General features: G+C 50.1%; 16 protein-coding genes. 2 read left to right on the forward strand and 14 right to left on the reverse strand.

All coding sequences use genetic code 11. From position 1 onward, the window contains the following. Window positions 1–25: 25 nt before the first annotated feature. The 14 genes from LKE13_RS05630 to LKE13_RS05695 form a co-directional block, all read right to left on the reverse strand. On the reverse strand, window positions 26–493 hold the full coding sequence (locus LKE13_RS05630) for a PAS domain-containing protein (protein ID WP_227949044.1): 468 nt from the start codon (window positions 491–493) through the stop codon (window positions 26–28). A 322-nt stretch (window positions 494–815) separates the two neighbouring features. After that, window positions 816–2,192, reverse strand: a complete 1,377-nt coding sequence (locus LKE13_RS05635; RefSeq protein ID WP_227949046.1) for an aspartate aminotransferase family protein — start codon at window positions 2,190–2,192, stop codon at window positions 816–818. Window positions 2,193–2,220: 28 nt separating this feature from the next. Beyond that, entirely contained in the window at window positions 2,221–3,711 is a 1,491-nt protein-coding gene (locus LKE13_RS05640; protein WP_227949048.1) for an NAD-dependent succinate-semialdehyde dehydrogenase, read from the reverse strand. Window positions 3,712–3,871: 160 nt separating this feature from the next. Then, window positions 3,872–4,345: an Lrp/AsnC family transcriptional regulator gene (locus tag LKE13_RS05645; protein ID WP_227949050.1), complete on the reverse strand. Its 474-nt coding sequence runs from the start codon at window positions 4,343–4,345 to the stop codon at window positions 3,872–3,874. An 18-nt stretch (window positions 4,346–4,363) separates the two neighbouring features. Then, window positions 4,364–5,353: a N(2)-acetyl-L-2,4-diaminobutanoate deacetylase DoeB gene (gene doeB / locus LKE13_RS05650; RefSeq protein ID WP_227949052.1), complete on the reverse strand. Its 990-nt coding sequence runs from the start codon at window positions 5,351–5,353 to the stop codon at window positions 4,364–4,366. 4 nt (window positions 5,354–5,357) lie between these two features. Next, window positions 5,358–6,539, reverse strand: coding sequence for an ectoine hydrolase DoeA (gene doeA, locus LKE13_RS05655; protein WP_227949054.1), 1,182 nt, complete (start codon window positions 6,537–6,539; stop codon window positions 5,358–5,360). Window positions 6,540–6,556: 17 nt separating this feature from the next. Beyond that, on the reverse strand, window positions 6,557–7,549 hold the full coding sequence (locus LKE13_RS05660) for a cyclodeaminase (RefSeq protein ID WP_227949056.1): 993 nt from the start codon (window positions 7,547–7,549) through the stop codon (window positions 6,557–6,559). After that, a complete protein-coding gene (gene eutB / locus LKE13_RS05665; protein ID WP_227949059.1) occupies window positions 7,542–8,570 on the reverse strand; it encodes a hydroxyectoine utilization dehydratase EutB in 1,029 nt (342 codons plus the stop codon). The genes LKE13_RS05660 and eutB overlap by 8 nt, the downstream gene beginning before the upstream one ends. A 123-nt stretch (window positions 8,571–8,693) precedes the next feature. Next, window positions 8,694–9,131, reverse strand: a complete 438-nt coding sequence (locus LKE13_RS05670) for a universal stress protein (protein WP_227949061.1) — start codon at window positions 9,129–9,131, stop codon at window positions 8,694–8,696. 17 nt (window positions 9,132–9,148) lie between these two features. Then, complete coding sequence (locus LKE13_RS05675) at window positions 9,149–10,432, reverse strand: TRAP transporter large permease (protein WP_227949063.1); 1,284 nt, start codon at window positions 10,430–10,432, stop codon at window positions 9,149–9,151. A gap of 9 nt (window positions 10,433–10,441) precedes the next feature. Then, the gene (locus LKE13_RS05680; RefSeq protein ID WP_415776510.1) at window positions 10,442–10,984 is read right to left on the reverse strand and encodes a TRAP transporter small permease; all 543 of its coding nucleotides are present in this window, start codon (window positions 10,982–10,984) and stop codon (window positions 10,442–10,444) included. A 118-nt stretch (window positions 10,985–11,102) separates the two neighbouring features. Beyond that, entirely contained in the window at window positions 11,103–12,119 is a 1,017-nt protein-coding gene (gene dctP / locus LKE13_RS05685) for a TRAP transporter substrate-binding protein DctP (RefSeq protein WP_227949068.1), read from the reverse strand. A 245-nt stretch (window positions 12,120–12,364) separates the two neighbouring features. Then, window positions 12,365–13,756, reverse strand: coding sequence for a PLP-dependent aminotransferase family protein (locus tag LKE13_RS05690; protein WP_227949070.1), 1,392 nt, complete (start codon window positions 13,754–13,756; stop codon window positions 12,365–12,367). A gap of 93 nt (window positions 13,757–13,849) precedes the next feature. Next, window positions 13,850–14,962: an alkene reductase gene (locus LKE13_RS05695; protein ID WP_227949072.1), complete on the reverse strand. Its 1,113-nt coding sequence runs from the start codon at window positions 14,960–14,962 to the stop codon at window positions 13,850–13,852. Window positions 14,963–15,139: 177 nt separating this feature from the next. Here LKE13_RS05695 and LKE13_RS05700 point away from each other — a divergent pair, with 177 nt between their 5' ends. Both LKE13_RS05700 and LKE13_RS05705 read left to right on the forward strand, forming a co-directional pair. Continuing rightward, window positions 15,140–15,571 carry a nuclear transport factor 2 family protein gene (locus tag LKE13_RS05700; RefSeq protein ID WP_227949074.1) on the forward strand — a complete coding sequence of 144 codons (432 nt, stop codon included), beginning with the start codon at window positions 15,140–15,142 and terminating at the stop codon, window positions 15,569–15,571. A gap of 87 nt (window positions 15,572–15,658) precedes the next feature. Then, the gene (locus LKE13_RS05705) at window positions 15,659–16,906 is read left to right on the forward strand and encodes an acyl-CoA dehydrogenase family protein (protein ID WP_227949076.1); all 1,248 of its coding nucleotides are present in this window, start codon (window positions 15,659–15,661) and stop codon (window positions 16,904–16,906) included. Window positions 16,907–16,924: the final 18 nt, after the last annotated feature.

A 16,924-nucleotide genomic window follows, 5' to 3' on the forward strand; every position in this document is an offset into this window, starting at 1 on the left:
CGATTACGACGAGAGAAAGCGGCCTCTATATTGAAACTTCTTCGAAATCTAGTACTGCAAAAAGTATGTTGATCCGCTTATCATCATCGGATAGAGGTAGGATAACTCGTTCAATATTCTGAGTATACTTGTTTAATTTTCGGAACATATGATCCGAAAAAAGCGGCCTTTTCATAGAAGCTGCGGTTTGATAGTCCTCTAAAATTTTATTTCTTGCCTCGCCGAAATCAACCTCATCCAGATACATACCTGTGTAGTCCCCGCCAAACATTTCGACTACTCTTGTTCCAACAAGGCGTACCTTTAACCGTGACGTCGGTTCCTCAACATCTATGAGGATTATATGCGGTAATATTTTAGGCATCTCCAAGGGGTCGAAATTTGACCGGGACGGGATACTTCTTCCCTCTCTTTTGGATTCCCAAAGCTGATATGCTTTCTGAAGCATTTCGGACTTAACGTCCTCAATCTTTTTCTCGTCAACCATCATCATTTAGCAATTAGCCGATTTGTGTATACTAGTTAATTATGAGGGGAGTGTACGATCAAATTATAAATAGTTCGGTAATAATAGAACGGTCAATATTACAAATTTCTTAATATAATAAAACAAAAAACACTCAAAAAGTAACCTAAAGTTTAAATACAAATAAATATTTCTCTAATTAAATGCATTTTTTGAATTTCTTCCATTTATATTGATACAAGCTAATGACGCATATATTTTTTTGATAGGTCTGATGACAACGTGACTTTTGATGTGTGCAGGGCGCCGGCATTTGAGGGTGATCGCGAGGCCCTGCACGTTGTTTTAGCTAGGCATTGTCGAAAACTTCGCCAACCCCCTCTGACATGGCGCCGACGATGGTGTCTGCTTCCGTTTTAGTCAAGCAAAGTGGCGGCGCGAAACCGAGGATATCCCCTTGAGGCATTGCGCGCGCGATAACGCCTCGTTTCAGAAGAGCCGCAGCCACCTTTGCGCCTGTCAGCTGGGATGGATCAAGGAATGTTCGTGTTTCTTTGTCCTGGATAAGTTCAACCGCCAGCATCAGGCCCTCTCCGCGCACGTCTCCTACATTTGGATGATCGCCGAGGGCATCGGACATGGCTTTCTTGAAGTAAGGGCCAACGTCACCCGCGTTGGCAACAAGCCCCATGCTGTCGATAAGTTTCAGATTGGCAACGCCTGCGGCCGCGCAAACGGGATGAGCCGAATAGGTCCAGCCATGGCCGATCGCGCCGAATTCATCCGTTCCCTGCTCAAGCACCTTCCAGACCTTCTTCGAAACAATGGAAGCCGACAGCGGTGCATAGGCGGACGTGAGGCCTTTGGCTGACGTGATGATATCCGCTTCAATGCCGTAATGGTCAGAACCGAACATGGAGCCAAGGCGTCCAAACCCGGTGACAACTTCATCTGCGATGAGCAAAATGTCGTATTTTTTGAGAACCGCCTGAATGGCCTCCCAGTACCCGGCCGGAGGAGGAACAAGTCCACCCGTTCCAAGCACAGGTTCTCCGATAAAGGCGGCGACGGTGTCGGGGCCTTCTTTCTGGATAAGAGCATCCAGATTATCCGCGCATTGGCGGGAAAATTCTTCTTCGCTGAGACTCACATCTTCGCGGCGATAGTAATAGGGCGCATCCGTGTGGATAACCTGCGTCAGCGGTAAATCGAATTTCTTGTGGAATAGCTCCAGCCCAGTCAGGGAACCGGTCATTAGACCTGAGCCATGATAACCGCGCCAGCGGGAAATTATTTTTTTCTTTTCAGGACGGCCAAGGACATTGTTGTAATACCAGACCAGCTTGATGTTCGTCTCATTGGCATCAGAGCCGGAAAGGCCGTAATAGACCTTGCTCATATTGTCCGGTGCCCGGTCAATGATCATTTTTGACAGAGTGATCGAGGCTTCCGTGCCATGCCCGACATAGGAGTGGTAATAGGCAAGTTCTTTCGCCTGTGCCGCGATGGCATCGGCAATTTCGGTGCGGCCATAGCCGACATTGACGCAATAGAGGCCAGCAAAAGCATCAAGGAGGCGGGTGCCATCCCGATCTTCAATATGAACGCCAGATCCACCTGTTATGATACGGTTGGACATTTCGCCACGGGCGAATTGCGCAAGATGCGTTGAGGGATGAAAGAAGTTTTCGCGGTCCCATTGGCTGAGTTGATCATTTGTAAGCATTATACTCTCCTGATTAAAAGTGACTGGATTAAGCCCAGTCCCGACAGACATATTTGATATTTGAAAACGCCTCGATCCCGTGACGGGAGCCTTCGCGCCCGAGCCCGGACTGCTTCATCCCGCCGAAGGGGATGGGGGCGCCCGTGACTTTCGTGCGATTGACGCCGATCATCCCAAATTGCAGCGCCTGGCTCAGGCGATAGATACGGGACGGATCCTTTGTATGGACATAGGCCATCAGCCCGTACTCGGTATCGTTTGCGCGGTGAATGACCTCGTCTTCGGAATCGAAAGGCGCGATGGCCGCGACCGGTCCGAATGTTTCGTCATGCATAATTTTGGTGGACGTCGGCACGTCCTTCAAAACGGTCGGTTCGTAAAACAACGGTCCTAGTGCATGGCTCTTTCCGCCGGTCAGAAGGTGTGCGCCTTTTTCCAGGGCATCTTCAACATGTTCTTTCTGTTTGGCGACGGCATTTTTATTCATGAGAGGGCCGATATCTCGATCATCCAGTCCGCGACCAATTGTTAAAGCGGCTGCCTTTTTTGCGAACTTCTGGCAGAAATCGTCATAGACGGATCGCTCCACAAAAAAGCGATTGGCACCCAGGCAATCCTGACCGGACGTAGCGAACTTGGCACCGATACCTTCTTCAACGGCTTTATCAATATCCGCATCTGCAAATACGATAAAGGGCGCATGGCCGCCAAGCTCAAGACTCAGGCGCTTGATGGTCGGGGCGGACTGCGCATAGAGCAGTCGCCCGATTTCTGTTGATCCGGTGAAGGAAAGAGCTCTAACGCGGACATCTTTTGTCCATTCCCCGACAATGTCAGCAGGCTCGCCGGTGATGACATTAAAAACACCGGCGGGAAAGCCTGCGCGCTCCGCTAATTCCGCAAGGGCAAGCGCGGAAAAAGGTGTTTCCTTAGACGGATGCACGATAACCGGGCAACCGACCGCGAGAGCCGCCGCCGCTTTCCGGGTAATCATTGCATTCGGGAAATTCCACGGCGTCACGAGGGCCGCAACACCGACCGGTTCCAGCCAGACTTCAACCTCTGCATTATGGAGATGTGACGTTACGCCAAGAATATCAGTACGTTTGGCCTCTTCGGCAAAGAACTCGATAAAGGAAAGTCCGTAGTCAATTTCACCTCGGCATTCCGATATAGGCTTACCTTGTTCCAGCGTCATAATCAGTGCCAAATCTTCTTGGGCGTCCTTAATCAACTGAAACCAGCTTTTTAGGATAGAAGCTCTTTCCTGAGGGAGAAGGGAAGCCCAATCCGCAAATGCCTTGTGAGCTGCCGTAACCGCCGCCGCGCTTTCCTCTTTGCTGAGTGAGGGGACATTTCCCATCCAGGCACCATCTGCCGGATTGGTAACCTCAACAATCTGACCGGACGTTGCAGACTGCCACTCACCACCACAATAGGCGAACTCCTTGAATAGCCTTGGATCTTTAAGCAGATCCAGCTCCGGTATCCGGGATAGATTTTTCTTTTCTTCACGCATCTCTAGTCTCCGCCAAAAACTCTAAAGGAAGTATAGGAAAGTTCGGTCAGAGAGTGCGTTTATAGTCGGAGGAGAATTTAGTGAAGAATTCGCTGAAACTCGACTAAAGGAGAGAATTTATCGGTTCATTCCGTTTACATTCAGAATTGCCCGACGAAGCTTAGCGGAAGGCGGAGGAGGGGATCTGGTCTGTATTTTTTACAGGTTTGGTCACCACATATGTATAGTAGCGCCGCAAACCGATATCCGCCGCCAGCATCTCATCGACTTTCCTCTGGTAGGCGTCAACCCCTTTGCAGACGAGTTTCAGGAAATAGTCTACGCCACCGCCGACGGCCCAGCATTCTGTGATTTCGTCAATTGCACCAACTGCGTTTTCAAAGCGTTCAAAATCTTCGGCGCGATGACTTCCAAGTTCTATCTGCATGAAAACTATCGCAGGGGATCCGAGGCTGGCGAGTGATAATCGCGCTCCATAACCCTCAATAACACCGGCCTCCTCCAGCCGTTTTAATCGCTCCCAGCACGCTGTCGGAGAAAGATGTACTCTCTCCGCAAGCTGGTTTTTGGGGATGCGGCCATCCTGCTGCAGAACAGCCAGGATTTTGAGGTCACGATCGTCAAGTTTGATCATACTTTAGATATACCGGTTCTATGTCTTAACGGCAACGACGCCCACAATATCCCCCATACCAATCAGGCCAGGAAAGTGACGCGCGGCAAAGATACCGTTCAACGGACTGACATATTCCGCAGGATCGCTGCCCGTTCGGTCTATATCATATACGCGAGCCAATACCTGACCTACCGAGACGGCTTCGCCCAGCTCCACACAGAGTTCAAGCAGGCCAGTAGATTCACTGGAAATGAAGCATTGATGATCCGGCATATGGAGTTCGATTGTTTCCTCAATCTCTAGTTCCTCTTTCAGAACCCCGGCATGCCGAAGAAGGTTTTTAACGCCTTTTTTGGCGATGGCAACACTTTCCGCCGTGGTGGAGCCGCCGCCGCCAAGTTCCGTAGAAATGAAAATTTTTCCCATTTCTTCAGCGGCACTATCGTACATGCCGATTGCATCAACTTCGAGAAGCATCATTGAGAAAGGTGCGTTGAAAGCCCGCATGGCCGCGACACATTTTTCCTGCTGAACCTTGTCCTCCAGAATATGGGCCGCACAGAAAGGCACGAAGTTGAGTGTTTTACCGCCCGAATGAATATCCAGCACATAATCGGCAAGCGGTAACAGGAAGCGCTGGAAATAATCTGCAATTTTCTCGGTAACCGTACCAGCGGGATTTCCCGGAAACACCCGGTTCATATTCCCTTTATCAATCGGCGACGTTCGGCTTGCCCCCCGGAATGCCGGATAGTTCATGCCCGGTACCATAATAACGCGACCAATGATATCCTCAGATTTTATTGTTCTGGCAAGATCGAACAGTGCAACCGGACCTTCATATTCATCTCCGTGATTTCCGCCGGTGAGCAGAACAGTAGGTCCGTCACCGTTTCGGGCAACCGTAATGGGAATCATGATTGACCCCCAGGCAGATCCGTCATGGGAATAGGGCAGCTTCAGAAAGCCATGTTGGACACCATCCTCTTCATAGTTGACAGTAGCGGAAATAGGGCTGGCTCTCATAGGCTTAATCCTTGACCATGAGTTCGCGGGGCACAGACGCAAGAAAATCAGGTGCGCCCTCGGTAATGATAATGCTTTCTGTCGTTTCCATGCCCCAATCATCCATCCATAGACCAGTCATAAAATGAAAGGTCATGCCGGGTTCAAGAACCGTTTTGTCACCAAGGCGTAAACTCATCGTCCGTTCGCCCCAATCCGGTGGATAGCTCAAGCCAATGGGATAACCGGTTCGATTGTCTTTATGAATGCCGTATTTTTTCAAGATCGCAAAGAAAGCGTTTGCGATATCTTCACATGTGTTGCCGGCCTGCGCTTTTTCCAGTCCGGCTTCCATGCCTTCCTGAACCGCTTTATCCGCATCAATAAATGTTTGCGATGGTTTTCCAAGGAATATGGTTCTGGATAGAGGCGCATGATAGCGCCGATAACAACCTGCAATCTCGAAGAATGTTCCTTGGCCCGATTTCATGGGCTTGTCGTCCCATGTGAGGTGCGGCGCTGCGGCATCCGCGCCGGAGGGGAGGAGGGGCACAATTGCCGGATAATCTCCGCCGAAACCATCCGCTCCGCGAATGCCGGTGTCATAAATCTCCGCCACTAGTTCGTTTTTTGGAAGGCCAGGTTCAATTTTCTCGAATATGCGCTTGTGCATTTCCTCGACGATCCGGCCCGCCCGCCGCATATAGATCAATTCCTGCTCCGACTTTACCGCGCGGCACCAATTTACCAATGCAGTAGCGTTCTTGAACTCGGCATTGGGAAGATGATTGACGAGCGACATATAGGCGGCTGCAGAAAAATAATAGTTGTCCATTTCGACGCCGATAACGGCATTTCCAAAACCGCGATCAGTCAAAACGATGCTCAGGTAATCCATGGGATGGCGTTCAGTGGATTGAACATAATTATCCGCATAAAAGAGAATATTGTCCTCACTCAGGAAAGTAGTCCGCAAGGCACCGTTCGCGTCTTGTTTGCGGCCGAACCAAAGTGGATTGCCGTCCATTGGCAGAATAACGCATTGATGAACATAAAAAGACCAGCCGTCATACCCCGTAAGCCAAGCCATGTTGGACGGATCAGTAACGATAAGGAGGTCAATGCCATTCTTGGCCATTGAGATTCGTGCTTTTGCAATGCGCTGCTGATACTCTAAAAGAGAGAAGGGTAGATCAAGTCCAGACATAGTTTTCTCCAAACCTGCTAGCTGTTGAAAATGGTGCCGATGTTTGCGTCTTGCGCGAGCTCTCGGGCAAGGGTGGCAATTGCGGTATCCTGAACGCCTGTACCCGTCAGGTCGCAAATCGTGATGCTTTCATCCGACGGGCGGCCACTATGGTGGCCAGCAATAATATTGCCGAGTTCCGGGAAATCAGTGGCTTCGTCTACATATCCGGCGGCGATGGCCGCGCGCAGTTCTCCCTGCATGCGGCATTGGGCAAGATTGTCGCAGACATATAGATTGGCCACAGGGATAACGTCTGGCGCGAGTTCTGTTTTGTAATCGGCATCCGCACCCATAGCGGTTATATGCTGACCGGGGTGAAGCTGTGTTGCTGAAATCAGGGCTGTTTGTGACGGCGTTGTCGTCACCACGATATCGCTCTGTTCCATCAGGTAATCAATGGTTTCGGCAACTTCGATTTTGATACCGAGTTCATTTTGGCAATCTTCGACATATTGTTGTGCCTTCACGCCATTCCGGCCCCAGACAATAGCTTTCTTGATGTTGCGAACTAGGGAGAGAGCTTTGAGCTGTAGTTTTGCCTGCGTCCCGGTGCCGATGATTCCAGCGACATTCGCATCCTCACGGGAAAGCCATTTCGCGGCGACAGCGCCGGCGGCAGCAGTTCGGACATCTGTCAGATATCCATTGTCCAGTAGAACCCCCTCGACAATGCCTGTTTTGGAAGAAAAGAGGACTATCAATCCGTTGAGGCTGGGCAAGCCTAGTTTGGGATTATCAAAAAATCCGGGGCTCATTTTTATTGCGAAGGAGTCAATTCCCGGCACATAAGCCGTCTTGACGTCCACTTCTCCATTATGATCCGGGACATGAAAGCTGAGGATCGGCGGCATTACCACATCCTTTGTTGCGAGAAGACGGAATGCATTTTCGATGCAGTTCACGGCAGCTTTGTCCAGCGAAACGACCTGCCTGAGTTCTTTTTCGCTCATGATGGTAATTTCAGGCATGTCGGGTTTCCGCTTTTAATTGTTCCCGACTGATGTCGACATTCTCTCCGTCGATAAGTCGTTTATGCAGTTTCATGTCGATGTTGCATCCGCTGATGAGACTAACGCAGGTGCCAGGGGTCTCAATTTTTCCGGAAAGTAAGGCTGCAATGCCGACGCTGCCCGATCCTTCAATCACCAGCTTTTCCTGCCAATAGGCATGGCGGATAGCCTCGGCAATCTCGGTCTCGGTCACCAGCACAATTTCATCAACAAGTTCCTTCACCATCCGGAATGTGTAAAGATTGTTGAGACCTATTCCGCCGCCCAGTGAATCTGCAAGAGTGGGGAATTCTTCTACCAGAATGGGTTTGCCAGCCTGTTGACTTTCATACATGGCGGCGCCCCGATCCATAGAGACACCGATGATCCTGATTGTCGGGTTCTTGGTTTTCATGGCAAGGGCAATGCCAGAAATCAGGCCGCCACCGGACAAGGGAACCAGTACGGTTTCAATGTCCTTCACCTGTGCCAGAACCTCAAGACCAAGTGTTCCTTGCCCTGCAATAATATCTTGATGATCAAAGGGCGGCAGCATGGTCATCCCTTCTTCATTGACAAGCCGATCCACCTCTACCTGCGCATCGTCTTGGGAGCGTCCAATAATGCGGACCTCCGCGCCATGCGAGCGAATGCCGTCTACTTTGTTCTGCGGCACGAGTTCAGACATGCAGATGATACAGTGCACGCCAGCATTATGCGCAGCATAGGCAAGGCCGCGTCCGTGGTTCCCGGTTGAGACACCGACAACGCCATTTGCTTTCTGATCCTCAGTCAAGGACAGCACAGCATTCGTTGCACCGCGTAACTTGAAGCTTCCCGTAATCTGGAGTTGCTCCAGCTTTAGATATATATCTCCACCAGTCTGCTCCGACAGGGAAGGTGAGAGCACAATCGGTGTCTGCCGGATAAAGGGAGCTATCCTGAGGTGCGCCCTGTCAATAGCAGACAAACTCACTGAACCTATCTTGCGCCCCTTCATGCTGGGCAACTCAAATTTGAAACAGCCAGCCATAAACAGGAATATTGAATTGAAGATTTCATTTAATTTTATCCCACCTGAAAAATATGATGAGGTCGACAGTACAATTCGGACGAGACGTCTCTAAACTACCATCACCGGACAATTTGCGAGGCTTGTTACCTTGTGGGAGACACTTCCGAGCAGGAAGCCTTCCAAATCACCATGTCCCCGGCTACCCAGAATGATTAGTTCGACATCTTTGTCTTTTGAAAAATTGACAATTGTCCGGGCGGGCGGGCCGTTTTTCACGAAAGCCCGGACCGATTTGGCTCCCATATCCAATGCTTCTTTTTTTGCATTCTCCGCCACATCGGATGCATGCTTTCGCAGAATATCATCCATGACTTCGGGTTCTTCCGAGCGGACCATCGATATAGATGTTTCCAGGAGGCTGTGATGTCTGAAAACAGTTAGAATAAGCAGCTCACAGTCAAACGACTCTTGCATTTTGACGGCCGTTTTCAAGGCCTTCAGAGAGGGCTCTGAACCATCCATCGGGATCAGGATTTTTTTAAACATATGTTATCTCCTGCCCATCAACGGAACGCCAGATCGCGGGCAAACAGGGCAATCTGCGGGAAAAATATTAGAGCGACCGATACAGCGGCAAGAATGACCGTAAAGGGAAATATGCCCCTTACAACATCTGCATACGGCCTTTTAAAGACGGCAATTGCCGTGAAAATATCACATCCAAAGGGCGGCGTTGCAGAGCCAATGGCAACCTGCAGCGTGATAATCGTTCCCACCAGAACCGGGTCCAACGCTACAGCTTCGACCACGGGTGCAAAAATGGGTACGAGAACGAGGATCACAACGATTGGGTCAACGAACATACAGCCGATGAAGAAGGAAACAGAGATGACACCCAAAACCCCTTTCGGGCCCATATCGGTGATACCAATCGCCCCCAGAATTTCCTGAGGAATTTGGGCGAATGAGATTACCCAAGAAAAGGCTGCGCCGGCACCTACCAGAATAAAGACGACGGCGGTAATCAGTCCGGTGGATTTAGCAATCTGGTAAATATCTTTTATTTTCAGGGACTTGAAAATAATAATCTCCAGAATCAAGGCATAGAATACACAGGCTGCCGCCGCTTCGGTCGGGCTGAAAATGCCACCATAAATACCGCCAATAATTATGACTGGGAAGCCGAGTGGCCAGATAGCTCTTCGGGCGGCGCCTAATCGTTCTGACCAGGTTGCTTTTGGCTCTGTTGGCACTTTGTTAATGGTTGCATAGATCATGCTGTAGGCGGAAAAGAGGATCATCAAAAGAAGGCCGGGGCCTACACCGGCGATGAATAACTCTGAAATGGACGTGCTGGAAATTACGCCATAGATAATCATGCCGATACTGGGCGGAATAAGGAAGGCGATATCACTGGCATTGATGATCAGGGCGAGGATAAATGAATCCTTGTATCCCGCCTTCAACATACGTGGGCGCAATGGCGACCCGACAGCAACAACAGTGGCCTGCGTCGAGCCGGATACCGCACCGAAAAGGGTGCAAGCCGCGGCCGTGCTGACGGCAAGTCCGCCCCGGACATGGCCGATAAACTTCATCACCATGTCAATAAGACGGTTTGCAGATTGGCCCCGGGTCATGATTTCCGCGGCCAGAATGAACATCGGGACTGCTATTAGAGATGCCGGGCGTATGCCCGCGAGCATCTGCTGGACCATGAAGTCCATTTTTGAAAAGCCATTAAAAAGCTCATAAAATCCATAAAAAGCGCCGAGCAGAAGCGGGATCATCATGGGCAGGCCCGCGAGTAACAGGACGATCATGATAGCTGTTATTTTGATTGCCATCCGATCCTCCTAAACTTCAATCTCGTCGTCGTCATACCCTTCCAGCATGCTGGTGGAGAGGTAGACGTCTTTTTCGAGAATATTTTTGACCGTTGTGAGTGCATACTGGATTCCGGTGACTGCGAAACCGACTGGAACCCAAAGAAAAATCAGATAAACTGGTATCTGAAGAGCTGGCAGGACGCGTCCGGAGTTCGCAACTTTCGTGATATAGCCAATTGAAAAATAGCACAGGGCAAACATCGTCAACGCGGTGATTATGGTAATGAGGATCATCATGGCTTTGCGCGTTCGAATGGGCAGCGCATCATAAATGGCAGACATTCTGATATGCCGCCCGTGCCGCGCAGCATAACCAATGCCTGCAAAGGTGATCATGATAATAAGAATTCTGTTTACCTCTTCGGTGAAGAAGAAGCTGTATTGGAAGATGAAGCGGCCAATGACATTTCCCACTGTATTCAGGCCCATCAATAATACGCCGGCTGCGAGGATGACGGCCTCCACACGACCAATCAACGTATCGATCTGACCCAAAAAACCGGGTAGCATTGATTTGTGATCTTTATCTGTCACGAGGCTTCCCCTGTATCGTCCAATCCCAAAATTCTAGAGAGAAAAATACCGGGCAATTTTCTTTGGATCGCCCGGTATTTTTGGATGTGCTGCTCTACTTAGTGGCGGCGAGGTCTGCTTTGAACTGTTTAAGGATTGCCGTGCCGCTATCACCGGTCATTTCGATGAATTTGGCCTCCACGTCCCCTGCCGCGTCTTTAAAGCAGGAGCGTTGCTCTTCGGACAGGACGGTAACCGTCATGCTTGGCTTGGCTTCCTTGATTTTTTTCAGTTCTTCCTGAGCCAAGCCTTCCTGATACACAACGATATGTTCATATGCTGCTTTAGCGGCATCCTGAACAATTTTCTTGTCCGCATCGTCAAGACCATCAAAGAACTCCTTGTTGGCCATAACCGCAGTCGTAAAATTGCTGTGGCCTGTATAGGTGATGTAATCTGTTACTTCATACAGTTTTGTTGAGTATAGATAGAAGGTCGGGTTTTCCTGGCCCTGAATAATGTTGGTTTGCAGGCTTCCGTAGACTTCGCCCCAAGGCAGAGGCGTCGGTGTCGCGCCGAACGCTTTATAGGCTTCGACCAGAAGAGGGTTCGTCATCACGCGGAATTTAACTTCATCCAGGTCCGCACAGTTGTTGACAGGCTCTTTGGTTGTCATGGCTACTTCGCCTTCAGGGAACATTTGAAGGAGTTCAAGCCCTTGGTCCGCATAAAGACCTTTGAAGTCCTTGTTGATCGCCTTGCTTTCCCGGAAGAAGCGGGCCAAATGTTCCTGATCCGTGGGGAGCAGGTAGGGAACAAAAAAGACCTGTGCTTCGGGAATTAGCGCGCCGGTAAAACCAGGCGATTGATCAACGAATTGCAGGATGCCTGCCTGTGTTTGTTCCATCAAGTCTGCTGACTCGCCTAATGTACCATAAGGGAATAGCTGGATTTGATGATCAGAGTTTTTCTCAATCTCTTCCTTGAATTTCGTTGCATAGACTCCCTGAACCTCTGTCAGGGATTCCTCAAATGCGTATTTCCATGTATCCGCACTTGCAACGCTCAATCCCGCTGCGATTGTCGCTACTGCTGTTAAGCTGCTAATAAGGCCGCGTTTCTTCAAAGTCATTGGTATCATACCTCCTGTTTGATTTCGGCAATCATTGACGCGTTTTTCTTTCCGTCACGGACGGGCCCCTTAATCCTGAAATACTTATAGGTCCGTAAAAGCAATGACTGGCTCTTCCTGTGAATTCTCGTCCGGAACTACTGTTGAAATCAGAATTTGGCGAAAAACAACCCGCCTGAATTTTTCAAATGGAAGTCTGGCCTTCAATTGTAATGCATGTCAAATATTATATTGACGCAGTACAATTACAGAAGTTGTGGCAAAGGCTCCGGCGATCGTTTCAGGAGACCTTTGATTAAGGTAAGCCCTTGCTGGAATCTGTTTGTATTGGCAACGCCCCCGATGGCGACCCGGATCGCATTTAAAGGTTCGCATTGCGCTGTCATGAAAGGTTGTGGCGGGGCCACGGCAACCCCGAGTGCTTTCGCATGTTCCACCATGCTAAGGGCTGTCCATTGCTCTGGTAGCGGGAGCCAGAAATGCAGGGCGGCAGGATGGCCGATCCAAGCAAATTCGGTTAGTTCTTCATCCACGATTTTATAGCGTTCAGCAAGTTTGTCGCGCTGCCACAGCACCAGTTCGTCTGCTGTACCGTCATCAATCCAGCGGCTTGCGAGTTCCGAGATCAAGGGAGTGGCCATCCAGCTGAATACGATTAGTCTTCCAATAATCGAGGGCAGCAAGGCTTCGGGCGCAACCAGATATCCTGTTCTCAGGCCAGGCATAACGCATTTTGTAAAAGAGGTAAGATAAATAGATCGTTCCGGGGCAAGCGCAGAGATTGGAGTTGGGCGGATTTCCGGTAGAGGGCCGAGGACATCATCCTCAATTATCAGGATATCATATTGCCGCGCGATTCGGATGAGTTCCTCTCGCCTTTCTATCGACATGAGGCCGACGGACGGGCTGGCAAGGGTTGGAACAGTGAAGAAAACTTTCACGTCCTGCTGTTTGCAAGCTTCTTCAAACGCCTCTGGTAGAACTCCCTCTTCATCCATTCGGAGGCCATGGAGGCGCAGGCCGAGATAGGAGCAGAGGGAGATAATAAGATGGTGAGCAATTGCATCTGTTACGACTACATCGCCATGGCGGGCAACCGAGGAGAGGGCCGTCGCCATGCCGTGACAGACACCATTGGTCATGACAACATTTGCGGCAGAAGTTTCCAGTCCGCACTTCGACAGCCATTTCACGCCCGCATGGCGATGCTCCTCCAGCCCGATATTGGGCCGACAGGCAAGATAGGCGTCCGGGTTCAACCCTTCGGACATAACGGCAAGAGCGGATTGCATCTTCTCAACATGAATATTGTCATACAAGGGTCTGGCAATAGAAAGATCAATGAGCCCTTGGTCAGTCCTCTCCATTAGAAATGGCTGGCGGGAGGTGTGCGTGGGGTCCAGAACAAACGTTCCGCGTCCGACCTGACCACCAATAAGGCCGGAACGCGTGAGCTCATCATAGGCCTTGCTAACGGTATGAACACTGACGTGTAAAATATCCGCTAGAGTTCGATGCGGCGGGAGGCGCTCTCCAACAGCAAGCTGCCCATTGGAGATTGCGTCCCTGAGGAGGTTTGCGATACCAATATGGAGGGGGCGATCAAGTGTTTCACGCTTGGGGATCCATTTTGTCATGCAACAATTGTAGCGGATAGCATGACAACTGCAATATAATTCCCTTAAGTGTCATCCCCCCAAAAACACGGACTGTTTGCTCCGTTCAATCTATCACGCATCAGCTAATGTTGGATAGTCGACGTACCCTTCTGGGCCACGACTATAGAAGGTTGCGCGATTATATGGCGTTAATGCTACATCCAGTCTTAATCGCTCGGGCAGGTCAGGGTTGGAAATAAAGAAGCGGCCAAAGGCAATCGCGTCGGCATCGCCATTCGCCAACATGTTATTGGCGCTCTCCTTGTCAAAATTGCCCGCGGCAATCAGGATGCCATGCCAAATGGAACGAAAGAGTTCTGCTGCGGAAGGCACATCTTTATGATCCACATCGCGTTGACCTGCGCCACTGGCGCGCGGCTCAATCAAATGCAAATAGGCCAAGCCGAGCTTATCAAGTTCGCTGATGAGGTGGGAATAGAGCGGCATTGGTTCATCCTCCCCACTGTCGTTTGCAATACCAAAAGGTGACAAGCGAATACCGACGTGATTTGATCCCCAAACCGCATTAATAGCTTTCGTAACCTCCAACACCAAGCGGCAGCGATTTTCAATTGAACCGCCATATTGGTCAGTGCGCTTGTTCGTTCGCGACTGGAGAAATTGTTCCAGCAGATAGCCGTTGGCCGAGTGGATTTCGACGCCATCAAAACCGGCCTCTTTGGCACTGCTGGCGGCATGGACATAACGTTCAATCAAGTCCGGTATTTCTGCAGTCTCCAGCGCCCGAGGTATGGGGCAGGGCACACGCTTGAACTCTTGCGTCGTAACCTCAACATTTGCCGGTACTGCGGATGGAGCAATCGGTAGCCCGCCGTCAGGTTGATAGGAGGGGTGAGACAGGCGACCCATATGCCAAAGTTGCAGATAGATCTTTCCGCCTTTGGCGTGAACCGCCTTCGTGATCAGCTTCCACCCCGCGATTTGCTCTGAAGAATGAATGCCGGGCGTGCAAGGGGCCCCTCTGCCATCCTCTGAAATCTGAGAGGCTTCGGCAATGATTAGGCTGTCGCGACTTGCGCGCTGGCCATAATACTCTGCCATCAGTTCGTTAGGGATGTTGCCAGGAACAGTCGCGCGCATCCGTGTCAATGGCGCCATCACAATGCGATTTGATAAGCGCAGCTCACCAATTGCAATCGGCGTGAATAAATTGATTGTCGTCATCGTTTATTATTGCCCTTAGAATTTGTCGACGTGAGCGAAGAGCCTAACGTACCCTGACATTAAACACTAGCTCAGACTAGCCAGCCGATCGGTCATTATAAAGGGTGACAACCTCTACAGAAGCTGTTCCAATTATTTTGGTAGGTGGGTTGTAAGAAAAACTTACTGGAATTTAAGATGGAGTCACAGACATTGCATCGATATACGGAAATTATCAGACGATATTATGAAGGATGTTCCATGGCAGATTTTGATCTGATGATGTCTACCTTTGACCCGGACATCGTCCATTATTTTGTTGATCATGCGCCGGTAATAGGGGCGGCGGCCTTGGCAAACTATTGGGTGAAGGTCGGTCCGAAAACAAAGGCATCATGGGCTCTGGATCATATTATAATTCAAGAGCCGGAAGCCGTTATTGAATGGAGTATGCCCTGGACATCACCGGTTGATCAGAAGCGTCAGACGTTGCGTGGTACGGAGTGGTATATATTCAGAGACGACAAGATAACCGAGATCCGGAGTTATCATAATAACCACTACCTACAAAACCCGAAGAACCGGGAACTTTGGGACTTTCCCTATATAGAACGTGGATACCTGCCGTGAACAGATGCTGTTATAGCGGTTGACAGACAGTAGCTAACAATCGCAGCATTAAGAACATTCAACTTATTCGAAATAAGGAACAATAATATGTCGGGAACCGACCAAGAGCTGTTTAACCTAGCTATGTCAGAAGAGGCGCGCCCCTTACTTTATGCTGTGCAAAAACATATTGAGGAAAATGTTGCGCCAATTACTGAAGAATTCTATGCCCTGAACGAAGGGAAAGAAGACCGTTGGAGCTGGCATCCGCGTCAGCTTGAATTACTTGACGGTGCTAAGGCGAAAGCCAAGGAATCGGGATTGTGGAACTTCTTCTTGCCCGACGCGGAGACCGGCGAAGGCTTAAGTAATCTGGACTATGCTTATATCGCATCGGAGCTCGGCAAGAATAGCCTTGCACCGGAAACCCTAAACTGTAGTGCTCCCGATACCGGCAATATGGAGGTATTGGAGCGGGTCGGAACACCGGAGCAGAAAGAAAAGTGGTTGAAACCATTGCTGAACGGCGAAATCCGGTCTGCATACGCGATGACTGAGCCGGGAGAGGCCTCTTCCGATGCAAAGAATATCAGCACCACGGCGCGTCTGGAAAATGGCGAATGGGTCATTAATGGCGAGAAATATTACATCTCAGGTGCCGGTGATCCTCGCTGTAAAATCATGATCACCATGGTGAAGACCAGCCCGGATGCCCCGTCGTCGAAACAGCAGTCCCAAATTCTGGTGCCGATTGATACCCCTGGTGTTGAGATTATCGAAGGGATGCAGGTATTTGGTGAAGATCATGCGCCGCGCGGTCATATGCATCTCAAGTTTAATAACGTGCGTGTTCCGGAAGAGAATATACTTCTGGGTGAAGGGCGTGGCTTTGAAATATCTCAAGTAAGGCTCGGACCCGGACGCATTCATCATTGCATGCGGTCAATTGGTCAGGCGGAGAAAGCCCTGGAATTAATGGTTAAGCGGGCTGGCAGTCGGACAGCATTTGGCAAAACCATTTTGAAGCTTGGCAAGAACCTTGAAGTGATTGCCCGTGCCCGCATTGAAATTGATGCCATGCGTCTGATGGTACTTCAGGCAGCAAAAGCGATGGATGTTCTCGGGAACCGGGAAGCACGTGTCTATGTCAGCGCGGTCAAGGCCATGGTGCCGGAAAAGGTATGCCAAATAATTGATCAGGCGATCCAGATTCATGGCGCGACCGGAATGTCCCATTGGACGCCACTAGCCAGCATGTATGCAAATCAACGCCATCTCCGCTTCGCCGATGGTCCGGATGAAGTGCATCATATGGTTGTTGGTCGGGCCGAGGCACAGAAGCACGATGCATGGTAGGGCCTGAGAACCAAAGAA

This window comes from Sneathiella sp. HT1-7 (assembly GCF_020731145.1).
Classification (GTDB): domain Bacteria; phylum Pseudomonadota; class Alphaproteobacteria; order Sneathiellales; family Sneathiellaceae; genus Sneathiella.

What these genes read in the sequence shown, in the direction of transcription:
- LKE13_RS05630 (WP_227949044.1), bottom strand. Translation starts at nt 493, where the DNA reads ATGATGATGGTTGACGAGAAAAAGATTGAGGACGTTAAGTCCGAAATG.
- LKE13_RS05635 (WP_227949046.1), bottom strand. Translation starts at nt 2,192, where the DNA reads ATGCTTACAAATGATCAACTCAGCCAATGGGACCGCGAAAACTTCTTT.
- LKE13_RS05640 (WP_227949048.1), bottom strand. Translation starts at nt 3,711, where the DNA reads ATGCGTGAAGAAAAGAAAAATCTATCCCGGATACCGGAGCTGGATCTG.
- LKE13_RS05645 (WP_227949050.1), bottom strand. Translation starts at nt 4,345, where the DNA reads ATGATCAAACTTGACGATCGTGACCTCAAAATCCTGGCTGTTCTGCAG.
- doeB (WP_227949052.1), bottom strand. Translation starts at nt 5,353, where the DNA reads ATGAGAGCCAGCCCTATTTCCGCTACTGTCAACTATGAAGAGGATGGT.
- doeA (WP_227949054.1), bottom strand. Translation starts at nt 6,539, where the DNA reads ATGTCTGGACTTGATCTACCCTTCTCTCTTTTAGAGTATCAGCAGCGC.
- LKE13_RS05660 (WP_227949056.1), bottom strand. Translation starts at nt 7,549, where the DNA reads ATGCCTGAAATTACCATCATGAGCGAAAAAGAACTCAGGCAGGTCGTT.
- eutB (WP_227949059.1), bottom strand. Translation starts at nt 8,570, where the DNA reads ATGAAGGGGCGCAAGATAGGTTCAGTGAGTTTGTCTGCTATTGACAGG.
- LKE13_RS05670 (WP_227949061.1), bottom strand. Translation starts at nt 9,131, where the DNA reads ATGTTTAAAAAAATCCTGATCCCGATGGATGGTTCAGAGCCCTCTCTG.
- LKE13_RS05675 (WP_227949063.1), bottom strand. Translation starts at nt 10,432, where the DNA reads ATGGCAATCAAAATAACAGCTATCATGATCGTCCTGTTACTCGCGGGC.
- LKE13_RS05680 (WP_415776510.1), bottom strand. Translation starts at nt 10,984, where the DNA reads ATGCTACCCGGTTTTTTGGGTCAGATCGATACGTTGATTGGTCGTGTG.
- dctP (WP_227949068.1), bottom strand. Translation starts at nt 12,119, where the DNA reads ATGACTTTGAAGAAACGCGGCCTTATTAGCAGCTTAACAGCAGTAGCG.
- LKE13_RS05690 (WP_227949070.1), bottom strand. Translation starts at nt 13,756, where the DNA reads ATGACAAAATGGATCCCCAAGCGTGAAACACTTGATCGCCCCCTCCAT.
- LKE13_RS05695 (WP_227949072.1), bottom strand. Translation starts at nt 14,962, where the DNA reads ATGACGACAATCAATTTATTCACGCCGATTGCAATTGGTGAGCTGCGC.
- LKE13_RS05700 (WP_227949074.1), top strand. Translation starts at nt 15,140, where the DNA reads ATGGAGTCACAGACATTGCATCGATATACGGAAATTATCAGACGATAT.
- LKE13_RS05705 (WP_227949076.1), top strand. Translation starts at nt 15,659, where the DNA reads ATGTCGGGAACCGACCAAGAGCTGTTTAACCTAGCTATGTCAGAAGAG.